This window comes from Rubrivivax soli, assembly GCF_049810355.1.
In the GTDB taxonomy this organism is placed as follows: domain Bacteria; phylum Pseudomonadota; class Gammaproteobacteria; order Burkholderiales; family Burkholderiaceae_C; genus Rubrivivax.
Window position 1 is genome coordinate 916,784 of record NZ_CP187368.1, and the last position, 13,287, is coordinate 930,070.

Here is a 13,287-nt window from a genome sequence, read left to right on the forward strand (position 1 = left end):
CCGGGCCGCGGCAGCGCCGCGACCGATCAAGCGGGCGACTTCAGGAGATCAAATGCGATAGCAGCAGTGCTCAATGCTGTGAGCGAGCGGCGGAGGTCGGTCACGCAGGCGCTCGGCCTCGGCCCAGGAACTCAGCTCGAGCCGTGCATCGACCGACACGGTGAACAGCGCGGGGAAAGCCGTCACCGGCGCGAACACCGCCGGTACGTGGTCGACCACCTGCGTGGTCGAGCCGAACTGGCAGTGCTGCATGCACAGCGTCGGCTGCTCAGGATCGAGTGGCACACCGGCCGCCATCATTTCGGCGCAAGGCATCGCCGCCATTGCTGCCGCGTCAGCGGAGCCGGCCCGCTCGCCAATGGCCGGGCAGGCGTAGGCGGCCACCGCGATCTGCGAGACCAGCAAAGCCATCGACAGAATGCCGATGACACGGGCTCGAAGGCGCTGGCTGAACGTCACGCGGGGACGATAGCTGAAACCACCGGCGCTCGCTCGCTACCGGCGAGGACATGCGCCAAGCCGCGGTGCAGCGCCTACGGCGTCTGGCCTGTGCCGGTCGGACGCCAAGGTCATGCCCGCCGCGAAGGCGCACCGGTCAAGCCGATCCAGCGCGATCACGCAAGACCCACAGGGTGCGGACATCCGACACCCGCTTTTTCGTACTTTTTTCGTACCGCCAAGAAAAAAGCACCTAGCGTTGCCGCTAAGTGCTTGTTTCTTCTACCGTATTTGGTAGGCGCGATTGGACTCGAACCAACGACCCCCACCATGTCAAGGTGGTGCTCTAACCAGCTGAGCTACGCGCCTGGAGTCAGCCCATGACTATACATCAAGCCGGACGCTTCGCCATCGAAGGCGAACAATCGCGTGGCAAGGTGTTGCACTTTCGTGAACTTCTTAGGGAGTGCGGGCCCCCAGGGCGGTTCCTACACTGGTCCGCTCCATGCCGCAGGAACCTGTTGCCCCTGTTGCCCGCTCCATCCCGGCCGACATCGAGGCGCGCCGCGCGGCTGCGCAGATCGTCGGCAACTCCGCGGCCCATGCACGCATGCTGGCGCAACTGCAGCGCATCGCCGCCAGCGAGGCGCCGGCATTGATCGAAGGCGAGACCGGCAGCGGCAAGGAAGTCGCGGCGCGCGCGATCCACTACGGGGGCGCCCGACGCGCCGGGCCCTTCGTGCCCGTGAACTGCGGCGCCTTGCCCGACTCGCTGATCGAGAGCGAGCTGTTCGGCGTCGAGCGCGGCGCCTTCACCGACGCGCGCCGCTCGCGCCGCGGACTCGTGGCCGAAGCGGCAGGCGGTACCTTGTTCCTCGACGAAGTGGACGCGCTCACCGCCAAGGCCCAGGTGACGCTGCTGCGCTTCCTGCAGGACCAGTGGTACCGGCCCGTGGGCACGACGCGCCAGGAGCGCACCGACGTGCGGCTCATCGCCGCCGCCAACCGCCCGCTCGATGGCCTGGTCCGGCGCGAGACCTTCCGCTCCGACCTGCTGTACCGGCTGAAGGTGCTGACGCTGGTGCTGCCGCCCTTGCGCGAGCGCGGCGACGACATCGAACTGCTCGCGAACACCTTCATCGCCCGCTTCTCCGACAAGTACGGCCTGGCCGGCAAGCGCATCGCGCCCGCCACACTGCACTGGATGCACGCCTACGCGTGGCCGGGCAACGTGCGCGAGCTCGAAAACTGGGTGCACCGGCAGTTCCTGATGTGCGACGGCCCGTGGCTGTCGCACGAGGCGGCCGAGCCGGTGGCCGCCGATGCAACTGCCGAGGCCGCAGACACCGCCAAGACCGCCGACGCCGGCCCCACCCCCACCTTCCAGGCCGCCAAGGCCGAGGCCGTTTCGCGCTTCGAGCGCGAATACCTGCAGCGCGTGCTGGAGCAGGCGCAGGGCAACGTCACGCGCGCTGCGCGCCTGGCCTGCAAGGAGCGGCGCGCCTTCGGCAAGCTGCTGAAGAAGCACGGCATCGCACGCGACCCGCTGCCGCTGCGCTGAACCCCTGCCGCACGGCGGCCCACCCTGTCTCACCGCTCCGCCGCAGGCGCCGACCCGGCCACCTGCGTCGCTCCGCTGCGCCGGCATGCCGCGTCGCAGCCTCGCCATGCGTGTTTGCACCGGGTTGCAGCCGACCCACCGGGCCTGAAGCGACCCACCCTGCCGCAGCGCCCTCTGCCCTGCTGCAGGCCGCGGCCGGGGTGGGTCCGACCGGTGCGCCGAAGGCCTGCCAGCGGCCGAAACGGCATGGCACCCCATTTGCACAGTCAGGCAGCGGAGGCCGCGGCTCGTCGCCCGTGCCGCCGAATCCATGCATCCGACGCTGGAACAAGCCGTGATGAACGCGATCGAGGAACACCTCTCGGCCTACCCGCAGGCTGCCGACTCGGCAGAAGGCGTGGCACGCTGGTGGCTGCCTTCGCACGGGCTCACGGCCACGCCGGCCGAGGTGGAACACGTGCTGGCAGGCATGGTGCGCAGGCACAGCCTGCGCTGCGTGCGCCTGGCCGACGGCACGGTGCTGTACGCGCGCCAGCGCAACGACGTGCACTGACCGCGGCATGCACCCTCCCTTGAACACCCCCTTGCCGCAGCGCCGCGGGCGCTGTCCCAACCGAAGGAGCACACCATGGCGGTGGCAGTGACCTATCCCGGCGTCTACATCGAGGAAGTGCCCAGCGGGGTGCGCACCATCACCAGCGTGGGCACGTCCATCACGGCCTTCGTCGACTTCTTCCGCGAAGGACCGATGCACCGGGCCACCGAGGTCTTCGGCATGGCCGAGTTCACCCGCATCTTCGGCGGCCTGGACACCCGCAGCGAGGCCAGCTACGCGCTGCAGCAGTTCTTCCTGAACGGCGGCGCGTCGGCCCTGGTGGTGCGCTGCGCGGCGGGGTCACCGGCGGCCGCGCGGGTCACCATCGGCCAGATGTCGGCGCCGGCTTCACCGGCGCTGATCCTCCATGCCCGCAGCGCCGGGGTCTGGGGCGACACGCTGCGGGCCACGGTGGACCACCGCACCGCCGACCCGCGCACGCACTTCAACCTGACGATCACCCGCCACGCCGGCACGGCCGCCAACGCGCCGGTGCTGGCGCAGGAAACCCACCTGAACGTGACGCTCAGCAGCACCGGGCCGCGCCACGTGGTCGACGTGCTGGCGGCCGACTCGGTGCTCGTCACCGGCGAGTTGCCCGGCGGCGCCACCGGCGTGGCCGCGGCCAACGGCACCACCAGCGGCGACCTTGCCGCGCTGGGAACGACCGAGTTCAACGCGATGAGCGGCGACGCGCTCGACATCGCCGTCGGCGGCTCGGGCGTGTTCCGCGCCACGCTCGCCACGTGGGCCGCCGGCACCGTCACCAGCCTCGTGGCGCTGGCCTCGCGGCTGGAGACGGCCATCCGCACCGCGGTCGACCCCGGCGGCGTGCTGCCCACGCCGCCGTGCCTGACCGGCGCGTCTGTCCAGGTGGTGACGGTGCCCACCGGGCCCGGCACCTTCACGCGCCACCTCGTCGTCACGGCCGGGCGCGACCCGGCACGCGCGGCCACCGACCTCGTCGTCTTCACCGCGGCGCCGGCCAACGACGCCGCCGGGCCGCTGGGGCTGCTGGCAGCGGCCACCGTGTCCGACAACGTGCAGCAGTACCCCTTCGTGCCGCCCGCCGCGGCCGTGGGCGCGCTGATCAGCGCCGCGGCCGGCAACGACGGCGCGGCCCCCGACGCCAACGCGCTGGTCGGCGCGGTGGCCGACGCCAACGACCAGGGCATCTACGCACTGCGCCAGGCCGACCTGTTCAACCTGCTGTGCATCCCGCGCGCGGCATTGCTGCCCGATGCCGAACTGGTGCAGGTGGCGTCGCAGGCCACGGCCTTCTGCGAGCGTTCGCGCGCGTTCTTCCTGCTCGACATCCCACCTGCCATCAACACGCTGGCCGAGATGAAGGACTGGATGGACACGCACGGCAGCCTGCGCAGCCGCAACAGTGCCGTGTACTTCCCGCGGCTGCAGGTGGCCGACCCGCTGAACGGCTTCCGGCTGCGCTCGGTCGGCCCCAGCGGCACGCTGGCCGGCGTGTATGCGCGCACCGACAGCGAACGCGGCGTCTGGAAGGCACCGGCCGGCATCGAGGCCGTGCTGCGCGGGCTGTCGGGCATGGACATGAAGCTCACCGACATGGAGAACGGCGTGCTCAACCCGCTGGGCATCAACTGCCTGCGCGTGTTTCCCATCTACGGCAGCGTGGCCTGGGGTGCCCGCACCCTCGACGGCGCCGACCAGGCCGGTTCGGAGTGGAAGTACGTGCCGATCCGCCGCCTGGCGCTGATGCTCGAGGAGAGCCTGTTCCGCGGCACCAAATGGGTCGTCTTCGAACCCAACGACGAGCCGCTGTGGGCGCGCATCCGTCTGAACATCGGCGCCTTCATGACCGGCCTGTTCCGCCAGGGCGCCTTCCAGGGACAGAACCCGCGCGACGCCTTCTACGTCAAGTGCGACGCCGAGACCACAACGCAGGCCGACCGCAATCTCGGCATCGTGAACATCCAGGTGGGCTTCGCGCCGCTGAAACCGGCCGAGTTCGTCGTCATCAAGATCCAGCAGATCGCCGGCGATCTGTAAGCACCGAGGAGCACATCCATGGCGAACACCGGCTTCGTGGTCAACACCCACCGTCTGGACCCGTACAAGAACTTCAAGTTCAGGCTGCTCTGGGACGGCCGCGCCGTGCTCGGCGTCAGCAAGGTCGGCGCGCTCAAGCGCACCACCGAGGTGGTCAAGCACCGCAGCGGCGGCGACAACAGCTTCGACCACAAGAGCCCCGGCCGCACCAGCTACGAGCCCGTGATGCTCGAGCGCGGCATCACGCACGACCTGGAGTTCGAGCGCTGGGCCAACCGCGTGCACACGTACCAGGGCGACACCAGCATGGACCTGGTGAACTACAAGAAGGACCTGACGCTCGAGGTGATGAACGAACGCGGGCAGGTCGCCATCCGCTACTTCATGTACCGCTGCTGGGTCAGCGAGTTCACGGCCATGCCCGACCTCGACGCCAACGCCAACGCGGTCGCCATCGAGAACATGAAGATCGAGATGGAAGGCTTCCTGCGCGACGAGGCCACCGCCGAGCCGGCGGAGGGCTGACCCCGCCATGCACCCGCCAGCCCACGCCCTGCGCCGCTACGGCACGGCAGCCACCGACCTGGACGTGGCCTTCGGCGCGTGCCCGGACGATGTGCAGGCCACCGAGGTGCTGGCACGCTGCAGCGGCGCCGACGCCGCCAGCGTGCAGGGCTGGACCCTGCCCCGGCGGCTGCAGGCACTGCTGGCGGTCTGCTGCGGGTCGCACGCGGACGGCTCCGAAACGTGCACGCCGGCCACGCTGGCCTGCCCGGCCTGCGCGGCGCGCTTCGAGATCGAACTGCCGCTGGCGCGCTGCCGGCAGCCGGTGGACGACACGCCGCTGCCACTGCGCACCGCCGCCGGTACGCCGCTGCTCGTGCGGCTGCCCACCGGCGACGACCTGCTGGCCTGGCGCGGCCTGCCGGCACCCGACGAAGCGGCGCTTGCCGCGCACTTGCTGCTGGAGGTCGACGGCCGCGCACCTGCCGCCGGCTTCGTGCCGGGGCCGGAACTGGTCGCTGCCGTGGCCGATGCGCTGGCCGCGCGCGACCCCTGCACCGTGCTGCCGGTGCAGGCCGCCTGCCCCGAGTGCGGCCACACGCAGGAAGCCGACATCGACCTGCAGGCGCTGCTGCTGCGCGACCTGGCGGCGCAACAGCGCCGCCTGCTGGCCGAGATCACGGCACTCGCCCGCGCCTTCCACTGGAGCGAGGCGCAGATCCTGGCGCTGCCGGCGTGGCGGCGCGCGCACTACCTGGCCAGCCTCGAATCCGCGGGAGCGCTGGCATGACCGCGCCGGCCCGGAGGATCGCGCAGTGAGCCGCTACCTGGCGGGCCTGGTGGCGCGGCTGGCAGCCGGCAACGCTGCGCCGGTGCGGCCCGCGCCGGTCGCGGGGCTTGTGCTGCCCCAGGCCACAACGGCCGCCGAACAGGCGCTCGAGGGCGTCGCGCACGCGCTGCCGGTGCTTGATCCGCCGCCGCGGGCCACGCAGGATGGCCCCACGGGGCCGACCGCACCCACGGGGCGGGACGCGTCCTCGCGTCCACGGCTTGCCGGGGCGCAGCTGCCCGCTGCGCTGGACGCGGCGCGGGCATCCGGCCACGCTGGTGCACCGGCACACGCGATGGCGCGTGCTGCGTCTGCGGCACCCGCCACAGCCGCCGCAACCGCCGCAACCGCCTCGGTTGCCACAGTTGCGACCCCTGCGCCGGCCCCGCATGCTGCGCATCGGGGCGACGTCCCTGGCGCGCCCGCCGCAGCAGCGCGGCCACCCGCGCAGCCCGCCGCGGCAGGGCCGGCTGCACCGGACATGGCCCGCCCCGCTGCCGCCCCTGCGAATGCCATGGCCAACGTGGCCATGCCAGCGGCCGCGCTGCCGAAGCGCGGTGCGTCGCCCTCCCCGCTGGCAGCGCCCGACCAGCCCCGCACGCCCGACGCACCGGCCGGAACTGCTCCCGGCACGGTCCGGCCGGTGCCGGTCGAGACAACGCCGACGCGCCGTGCAGCCGCGCCGTCAACCGGACCGCAACCAGCGCCCGCACCCGGTCTGCAGCTGCACATCGGCGAGATCCGGTTGGCCGTGCAGTGGTCCACCCCTGCCCCAGCGCATGGCCCCGCGCCCGCCGCAGCCGCAGCGCGCACGGCCACGCCGGCCGGGGGCGAGCGCGCGGTGTTCTCGGCCCACCGGCACTACCTGCGCAGCCCTTGACGTGACCCAGACTCCCACCTGAGCCATGGCCCTCAGCGCGTCCACCGAAGCCATCGGCGCCGTCAGCGAACTGCTGGCGCTGCGCGTGTCGGCGCGGCTGTCCAACCTGCCGGTGCTGGTGGGGCGCCCGGTGCATGCCGAAGACGTGGAATCGGGCCGCTGCCTCAACCTGTTCCTGTACCGCATCGGCTTCGACGCGCACCTGCGCAACACGCCGCTCGACGCCGGGCAGCAGCCCCCGCTGTGGCTGGTGCTGCACTACCTGCTCACCGCCTACGACATCGACCACGACAGCGAGAGCGCCGCCGCGCAGCGCCTGCTGGGCCAGGGCCTCGTGGCGCTGCAGGAGCTGAACTTCCTGCGCCCGGGCGTCAGCCTGCAGGCCCTCACAGGCAACCCCGAGCCGCTGAAGATCAGCTTCGACGACGCCGACCCCGACCTGCTGAGCAAGCTGTTCGGGGGCAGCGACGAACACGTGCGCACGTCGGCCGCGTTCCAGGTGCGCCCGGTGATGCTCGCCACCGACGCGCCGCCGAGCTACGCGCCGCTCGTCACCAGCGTCGGCCCGCCCGAGGCGCCGGGCGTCGTGGTGCTGCCGTCGATGGGTGCGCGGCTCACCGGCATCACGCCGGCCCGCTTCCGTGCCGGCGAGGTGGTGACGCTGCGCGGCCTCGACCTGGGCGGCCACGACCGCGTGCAGCTCGGCGGCAACACCATCGTGCCGCTGGCCGCCGAGCCGGGCGACCGCGGCGACGTGCTGCGCTTCCAGCTGCCGGCCGACACACCCATCGCCGCGGCGGGCTACGCCGTCAGTGTCGGCCGCACCTTGCCCAGCGGCCACCTGATGACGAGCACCCCGGTGCTGGGCGAGCTGATGCCGGTGGTGAGCGGCGTGGCGCTGGCGGGCGCGCTGGTGCCCACCGGGCCCGGCGCCGATGCGCCGCTGTCCGGCAGCTTCACGGTCACCGGGGCGCAGTTCGGCGGCCCCGAGGAGTCCATCTTCGCGGCCCTGGCGCTGGACGGCACGGCCCGCATCCAGCTGCAGCCGGCGGTGCCGGCCACCGCCACCAGCCTGCAGTTCAGCGTGCCGGCGGGCCTGGCGCTGCCGCCGGGCAGCTACCAGCTGCTGCTGCGCGTGAACGGCCAGCAGGCGGCGGACATGCCCACGCTGGTGTGGTCATGAACACCGCCGTCGACCACACCCGCATCGCGGCGGGCTTCGACCCGGCGCTGGCGCCGGCCGACGTGCACACGGCCTCGTGGCTGGCGGAAGTGACGCTGCGCCTGCGGCGCGAACTGGCCTGGCAGTGGCACCTGGGCGCGCAGCGCCCCGACGGTGCGCTGGCCGACAGCCTGGAGCGGCTGCGCCACCACGACGCGCGCACCGCGTTCCTGGCCGGCGACGTCACCGCGCGCTACCTCGGGGAGCAGATCGCACGCGTGCGCCAGGTGCGCTCGCAGCTGATCAGCGGCACCGCCGGCAGCGCCTGGCAGCGCGTGGTCGACACGGCGGGCCTGCGCGAGGCCGACACCTTCGTGCTGGCGCTGGCGCTGGCGGCGCGCAGCGATGCCAGCTTCGGCCCGGTGGCCGGCGCGTGCCAGGGCGACAGCACGCGCACGCAGGCCACGCTGGCGCTGGCGCAGCGCCTGTGGGACTGGCCACTCGACCTGGTGGCCTGCGCCGATCCGGCCCACGCGCTCTACCGCTTCGCGCTGCTGCGCCCGCCTGGTGCCGACGCCTGGCAGCAGCCGCTGGACCTGCCCGCGGCGCTGGCGCCGCTGCTGCTGGACGCGCAGTCGCCCCTGCCCGCCGCGCTGCAGCGCGTGGGCACGGCCGTCGACCTGGCGCTGGACGACGCCGCCACACCCGAACGTGCGCCCGACAGTGCACTGCTGTCGTGGCTGCAGGCCCTGCCGCCGCGCCAGCTGCAGCTGGTGCCGGTGCTGCTGCCTTTCGGGGCCGATGCGCAGCCCACGGTCGCCGCGCTGTCGGCGCGTTGCGGCCGCGGCCTGGCGCTGCTGGCGCCCGACATCGGCCCCGACCACGCAGCCCTGCCGGGCCTGGCTGCAGCGGCCTGGCTGGCCGGGCTGGACCTGCTGGCCCCTGAAGGCTGGGGCGCGCCTGGCCCCCACGGCACACCGCTCGAGACCGCGCTGGCACCGCTGTCGGCCCTGCCGCTGCGGCTGTGGCTGCCGGTGGCCGACGCCGCGGCCACGCGCGCCCTGCCCGCGCGCTGGCTGGCGCCTGTGGTGGAGGTGCCGGCGCTGGCGATCGCCGAACGCCGCGACCTGCTGGCCGCCGCGCTGCCCGCGGCGATGCGGCCTGCGGCACTGGAGGCCGCGCGCCGCTTCCGCCTCAACGGCCGCACGCTGTCGCAGGTCACGGCCACGCTGCACACGCTGCCGGCCGCCACCGAGGCCGACGTGCACGCGCTGTGCCGCGCCGCTGCCACGCTCGACGTCGGCACGCTGGCGCAGCCGGTGCCGCCGCGCTTCGCGCTGGCCGACCTGGTGCTGCCGCCACGCCAGCAGGCGCAGCTGCAGGCCATCGTCGACGCCATGCGCGCGCTGGCCCGGGTGCACCACGACTGGGGCACGGCACGCGCCTGGAACGAAGGCGGACTGGCCGTGCTGTTCTGCGGCCCACCCGGCACCGGCAAGACGATGGCGGCCGAGGCGCTGGCCGCCACGCTGGAACTGCCGATGTTCCGCATCGACCTGTCGCAGGTGGTCAACAAGTACATCGGCGAGACCGAGAAGAACCTGCGCCGCATCTTCGACGCCGCCGAGGCCGCCGACAGCCTGCTGTTCTTCGACGAGGCCGACGCGCTGTTCGGCAAGCGCACCGAGGTCAAGGACGCGCACGACCGCTACGCCAACATCGAGGTCAGCTACCTGCTCGAACGCATGGAGCGCTTCAAGGGCCTGGCCGTGCTGGCCACCAACCGGCGCAAGGACCTCGACGAGGCCTTCACGCGGCGGCTGCGCTTCATCGTCGACTTCCCGCTGCCCGGCCCTGCCGAGCGCGAACGGCTGTGGCGCAGCGTGTTCCCGCCCGGCGTGGACGTCGCGGCGCTGGACTTCGCCTTCGTCGCGCAGGGCTTCGAGATGGCCGGCGGCCCGATCCGATCGGCCGCCTTCAACGCCTGCCTGCACGCGGCCAGCCTGCACGTCACGCCGCAGGTGGCGATGCCGCAGCTGCTGCTGGCGATCCGGCGCGAGCTGGAGAAATCGGGCCGCGCCACGCAGCCCGAACAGTTCGGGCGCTACGCCCACCTGCTGCTGGAGGGGGCATGAACCGCATCGCCATCGACCGCCTCGAACTCGGCCTGGGCACGCTGCCGCAGCCGCTGGCCGAGGCCGTGCGCGCGGCGCTGCCCGACGCGCTGCAGCGCCAGTTGGATCGCCGACTGGCCACGGCCGGCCTCGCAGGACGCGTGCTGCAACTCGCCACCGCCGACCTCGGCCGGCTGGAGCTGCCGGCGCGCACCGACGCACACGGCGCGGCCGAGGCCATCGCGCTGCGGCTGTCGGACTGGATCGCCACCCAGCTGGCCCCGCAGGAGCCCTGACATGGCCGTGCGTGGCGCGCTCATCGAATACAGCGGCACCTTCCTCGGGCCGGTGCCGAACATCGTGGTCTTCCAGTTCAACCCCGAACAGCTGGTGCGCACGCTGCAGATGGCACCCAGCGGGGCCGATCGCGGCCAGCGCGCGCAGACCGAGCGCGCCGCGGCGGCCGGGCCGCCCACCGAGGAATTCACGCTGACCGTGCAGCTCTCGGCGGCCGAGGACCTGGGCACGCCGGGGCCGTTCAGCGGCGTCACGCGGGCCTTCGGCGTCGGCCCGCAGATCGCGGCGCTGGAGAAGATGGCCTATCCGCACGGCGCGCCCGGCCTGATCGGCGCGGCGCTCGACGCCATCGGCGACGCGCTCTCCAGCGGCGGGCAGCAGCCTGCCGAACGCGCGGCGCCGCGCGAGTCGCTGCCGCGGCTTCTGTTCGTCTGGGGGCCCACGCGCGTGCTGCCGGTGGCGATCCAGAGCATGGGCATCACCGAACAGGAATACGACAGCGCGCTCAGCCCGACGCGGGCCGAGGTCGCGCTGGGCCTGAAGGTGGCGGCGCAGCCGGCCGGCGACGACCTGCTGGCGCAGGGCGCGCTGCTCTACACCCGCACCGTGAAGGAAGCGCAGGTGGTCGCGCAGATGGCGCGCGGCATCGCGCAGCTGCCTTCGATCATTCCCTTCTGAAGCGCGCCGCCACCACTGCCACTGCCCCCCGGAGCCGACGATGTTCCTGAAGAACTCCCGCTACCACGGCCAGGCCACCACCACCGCACCCGCCGGCGACGGCCGCACCGTGACGCTGCTGGTGCCGCGCGTGCTGCCCCCGACCCCCGGCACCGACCACGTGGTGGCGCCGCACGACCAGCTCGACGCGCTGGCCGAACAGCGCCTGCGCGACGCCACGCGCTACTGGCACATCGCCGACGCCAACACCGCGCTGCGCGCCGGCGAGCTGACGCAGCAGCCCGGCACCACGGTGCAGCTGCCACGCGGCTGAACCCGCCACGCCACCCCACGCCGCCACCCCACGCCGCCACCCACGCCGCCATGCCCACCGCCCGGATGCGCCTCTACCTCGACAACACGCCCGCCGACGCCGCGCAGCTGGCGGTGTTCGGCACCGTGCGTGTCGACCAGGGCATCGGCATGGCCACCGAGGCGCAGCTGGACCTGCCCGTGGGCACCGACGACGGCGGCAGCTGGCAGCTGATGGAAGACGGCTTCGTGCAGCCCTTCGCGCGCATCCGGGTCGAGATCCAGGTGGGCGACGGCGGCTTCGTGCCGCTGGTCGACGGCCCCGTGGTTGCGCAGCGCTTCCAGCTCGACGCGACGCCCGAGCGCAGCCAGATGACGCTGGTGGTGCACGACGACAGCGTGCTGCTGAACCGCGACGAGGCGGTGGCGGTGTTCGAGGACCAGTCGCCGTCGGACATTGCCGAGCAGCTGTTCGGCGCGGCCGGCCTGCAGCCGCAGGTCGACCCCGTGCCGGCGGCCGGCGGCGCCTACGAGCGCTTCGTCGTGCAGCGCGGCACGCCGATGCAGACCCTGCGCCGGCTTGCCCGCGAGCACGGCATGGTGGTCCACGTCGAGCCCGGTGCATCGGCCGGCCAGAGCGTGGGCCGCTTCCAGCGCCGCGACGCGCAGTTCACCGGCGACGAGCCGCTGCCCGACCTGGTGCTGCTGGGCGCCGGCCGCAACATCGGCAGCTTCCAGGCCGAGTTCGATGCGCTGCGCCCGCAGGCCCCGCGCGCGGCCGGCCAGCTGGCCAGCGACCACAGTGCCGTCACGGCCAGCGCCACCACCGCGCCGGGCACGGCGCTGGGCGCGGTGCCGGCCCACCAGGCCGTGCAGCCCGCCACCACGCTGCTGCTCGACGTGCGCGAGGAGCAGGCCGACATCGACGCCGCCACCGCGGCCGCAGCCGACCTGTCCAGCTGGGCCTGGACAGCACAGGGCGAGGTGCTGGCCGACAGCTACCCTGGCGTCCTGCGCCCGTACCGCAAGGTCACGGTGCGCGGGGTGGGCGGGCACCTGTCGGGCGACTACATGGTCAGCCGCGTCGCGCACGAATTCAGCGACGGCGGCTACCGCCAGCAGTTCGCGCTGACGCGCAACGCACGCGCCGCGGGCGCCCAGCCCGGGCCGCTGGCGGGCCTGGGCGCGGGGGTCTTCTGATGCCCATCGAGCTGGAAACCCTGGTCGTCGACATCGCGCAGTCGGCACGCGAGAAGGTGTTCGGCAAGTACCGCGGCACCGTCGTCGACGTGAACGACCCACAGCGCGTGGGCCGCATCCGCGTGCAGGTGCCCACCGTGCTCGGCACCGAGGTCTCGCCCTGGGCCGAGCCCTGCACGCCGTGCGCCGGCCCGGGCATGGGCCTGTACGCCGTGCCGCCGGTGGGCGCGGCCGTGTGGGTGGAGTTCGAGGCCGGCCAGATCAGCCGCCCCATCTGGAGCGGCGCGCGCTGGGGCAGCGGCGAGCTGCCGAAGGACGAGGCCGGCACCGAGGCGACGCCGCCGCTGAAGGTGCTGCGCAGCGAGAGCGGCCTGCTGCTGGCCTTCGACGACGACGGCCACACCGCCACGCTGTCCGACGCCAACGGCAGCAACCTGCTGAAGATCAGCGTCGACAGCGGCGAGATCCGCGTGCAGAGCACGGCCAAGGTCATCGTCGAGGCGCCGCAGATCGAGCTCGTCGACGGCGCACCGCATCCTCTGGTGTACGGCGACGACCTGCTGCAGTACCTGAACCAGCTGGTGCAGGTGTTCAGCACCCACATGCACGTGGGGCAGACGGTGATGGGCATCCCGGTGACGCCGATGGTGCCCGCGCAGCCGTTTCCGCCGGCCACGCCCGCGCTGCTGTCGGTGCGCGTCAAGACAGGCTGA

14 protein-coding genes and 1 tRNA gene are annotated in these 13,287 nt (G+C 73.1%); 13 read left to right on the forward strand and 2 right to left on the reverse strand.

The annotated features are described in order from the left end of the window. Positions 1-48: 48 nt before the first annotated feature. Together ACPOLB_RS03995 and ACPOLB_RS04000 are read right to left on the reverse strand one after the other, a co-directional pair. Positions 49-459, reverse strand: coding sequence for a hypothetical protein (locus ACPOLB_RS03995; protein ID WP_425260005.1), 411 nt, complete (start codon positions 457-459; stop codon positions 49-51). A gap of 271 nt (positions 460-730) precedes the next feature. Next, a tRNA-Val gene (locus ACPOLB_RS04000) sits at positions 731-807 on the reverse strand. Between the two features lie 136 nt (positions 808-943). Here ACPOLB_RS04000 and ACPOLB_RS04005 point away from each other — a divergent pair. The 13 genes from ACPOLB_RS04005 to ACPOLB_RS04065 all read left to right on the forward strand — a co-directional run bounded on the left by ACPOLB_RS04005 (position 944) and on the right by ACPOLB_RS04065 (position 13,287). Beyond that, complete coding sequence (locus ACPOLB_RS04005) at positions 944-1,999, forward strand: sigma 54-interacting transcriptional regulator (RefSeq protein WP_425260006.1); 1,056 nt, start codon at positions 944-946, stop codon at positions 1,997-1,999. A 310-nt stretch (positions 2,000-2,309) separates the two neighbouring features. Continuing rightward, positions 2,310-2,552: a hypothetical protein gene (locus tag ACPOLB_RS04010; RefSeq protein ID WP_425260007.1), complete on the forward strand. Its 243-nt coding sequence runs from the start codon at positions 2,310-2,312 to the stop codon at positions 2,550-2,552. 75 nt (positions 2,553-2,627) lie between these two features. After that, entirely contained in the window at positions 2,628-4,619 is a 1,992-nt protein-coding gene (locus ACPOLB_RS04015) for a phage tail sheath family protein (RefSeq protein ID WP_425260008.1), read from the forward strand. 18 nt (positions 4,620-4,637) lie between these two features. Further along, on the forward strand, positions 4,638-5,144 hold the full coding sequence (locus ACPOLB_RS04020; protein ID WP_425260009.1) for a phage tail protein: 507 nt from the start codon (positions 4,638-4,640) through the stop codon (positions 5,142-5,144). A gap of 7 nt (positions 5,145-5,151) precedes the next feature. Further along, on the forward strand, positions 5,152-5,913 hold the full coding sequence (locus tag ACPOLB_RS04025) for a hypothetical protein (protein WP_425260010.1): 762 nt from the start codon (positions 5,152-5,154) through the stop codon (positions 5,911-5,913). A 25-nt stretch (positions 5,914-5,938) separates the two neighbouring features. After that, positions 5,939-6,832 carry a hypothetical protein gene (locus ACPOLB_RS04030; RefSeq protein WP_425260011.1) on the forward strand — a complete coding sequence of 298 codons (894 nt, stop codon included), beginning with the start codon at positions 5,939-5,941 and terminating at the stop codon, positions 6,830-6,832. Between the two features lie 25 nt (positions 6,833-6,857). Continuing rightward, a complete protein-coding gene (locus ACPOLB_RS04035; RefSeq protein ID WP_425260012.1) occupies positions 6,858-8,015 on the forward strand; it encodes a Pvc16 family protein in 1,158 nt (385 codons plus the stop codon). Beyond that, a complete protein-coding gene (locus tag ACPOLB_RS04040; RefSeq protein ID WP_425260013.1) occupies positions 8,012-10,129 on the forward strand; it encodes an ATP-binding protein in 2,118 nt (705 codons plus the stop codon). The genes ACPOLB_RS04035 and ACPOLB_RS04040 overlap by 4 nt, the downstream gene beginning before the upstream one ends. After that, positions 10,126-10,404: a hypothetical protein gene (locus ACPOLB_RS04045; protein ID WP_425260014.1), complete on the forward strand. Its 279-nt coding sequence runs from the start codon at positions 10,126-10,128 to the stop codon at positions 10,402-10,404. Before ACPOLB_RS04040 ends, ACPOLB_RS04045 begins: the two co-directional genes overlap by 4 nt. A gap of 1 nt (position 10,405) precedes the next feature. Next, on the forward strand, positions 10,406-11,083 hold the full coding sequence (locus ACPOLB_RS04050) for a hypothetical protein (protein ID WP_425260015.1): 678 nt from the start codon (positions 10,406-10,408) through the stop codon (positions 11,081-11,083). A gap of 40 nt (positions 11,084-11,123) precedes the next feature. Further along, the gene (locus ACPOLB_RS04055; RefSeq protein ID WP_425260016.1) at positions 11,124-11,396 is read left to right on the forward strand and encodes a hypothetical protein; all 273 of its coding nucleotides are present in this window, start codon (positions 11,124-11,126) and stop codon (positions 11,394-11,396) included. Positions 11,397-11,446: 50 nt separating this feature from the next. Beyond that, on the forward strand, positions 11,447-12,574 hold the full coding sequence (locus ACPOLB_RS04060; protein WP_425260017.1) for a hypothetical protein: 1,128 nt from the start codon (positions 11,447-11,449) through the stop codon (positions 12,572-12,574). Next, on the forward strand, positions 12,574-13,287 hold the full coding sequence (locus ACPOLB_RS04065) for a phage baseplate assembly protein V (RefSeq protein WP_425260018.1): 714 nt from the start codon (positions 12,574-12,576) through the stop codon (positions 13,285-13,287). The genes ACPOLB_RS04060 and ACPOLB_RS04065 overlap by 1 nt, the downstream gene beginning before the upstream one ends.

Coding starts and splice junctions, on each gene's coding strand:
- ACPOLB_RS04005 (WP_425260006.1), top strand. CDS start 944: ATGCCGCAGGAACCTGTTGCCCCTGTTGCCCGCTCCATCCCGGCCGAC.
- ACPOLB_RS04010 (WP_425260007.1), top strand. CDS start 2,310: ATGCATCCGACGCTGGAACAAGCCGTGATGAACGCGATCGAGGAACAC.
- ACPOLB_RS04015 (WP_425260008.1), top strand. CDS start 2,628: ATGGCGGTGGCAGTGACCTATCCCGGCGTCTACATCGAGGAAGTGCCC.
- ACPOLB_RS04020 (WP_425260009.1), top strand. CDS start 4,638: ATGGCGAACACCGGCTTCGTGGTCAACACCCACCGTCTGGACCCGTAC.
- ACPOLB_RS04025 (WP_425260010.1), top strand. CDS start 5,152: ATGCACCCGCCAGCCCACGCCCTGCGCCGCTACGGCACGGCAGCCACC.
- ACPOLB_RS04035 (WP_425260012.1), top strand. CDS start 6,858: ATGGCCCTCAGCGCGTCCACCGAAGCCATCGGCGCCGTCAGCGAACTG.
- ACPOLB_RS04040 (WP_425260013.1), top strand. CDS start 8,012: ATGAACACCGCCGTCGACCACACCCGCATCGCGGCGGGCTTCGACCCG.
- ACPOLB_RS04045 (WP_425260014.1), top strand. CDS start 10,126: ATGAACCGCATCGCCATCGACCGCCTCGAACTCGGCCTGGGCACGCTG.
- ACPOLB_RS04050 (WP_425260015.1), top strand. CDS start 10,406: ATGGCCGTGCGTGGCGCGCTCATCGAATACAGCGGCACCTTCCTCGGG.
- ACPOLB_RS04055 (WP_425260016.1), top strand. CDS start 11,124: ATGTTCCTGAAGAACTCCCGCTACCACGGCCAGGCCACCACCACCGCA.
- ACPOLB_RS04060 (WP_425260017.1), top strand. CDS start 11,447: ATGCCCACCGCCCGGATGCGCCTCTACCTCGACAACACGCCCGCCGAC.
- ACPOLB_RS04065 (WP_425260018.1), top strand. CDS start 12,574: ATGCCCATCGAGCTGGAAACCCTGGTCGTCGACATCGCGCAGTCGGCA.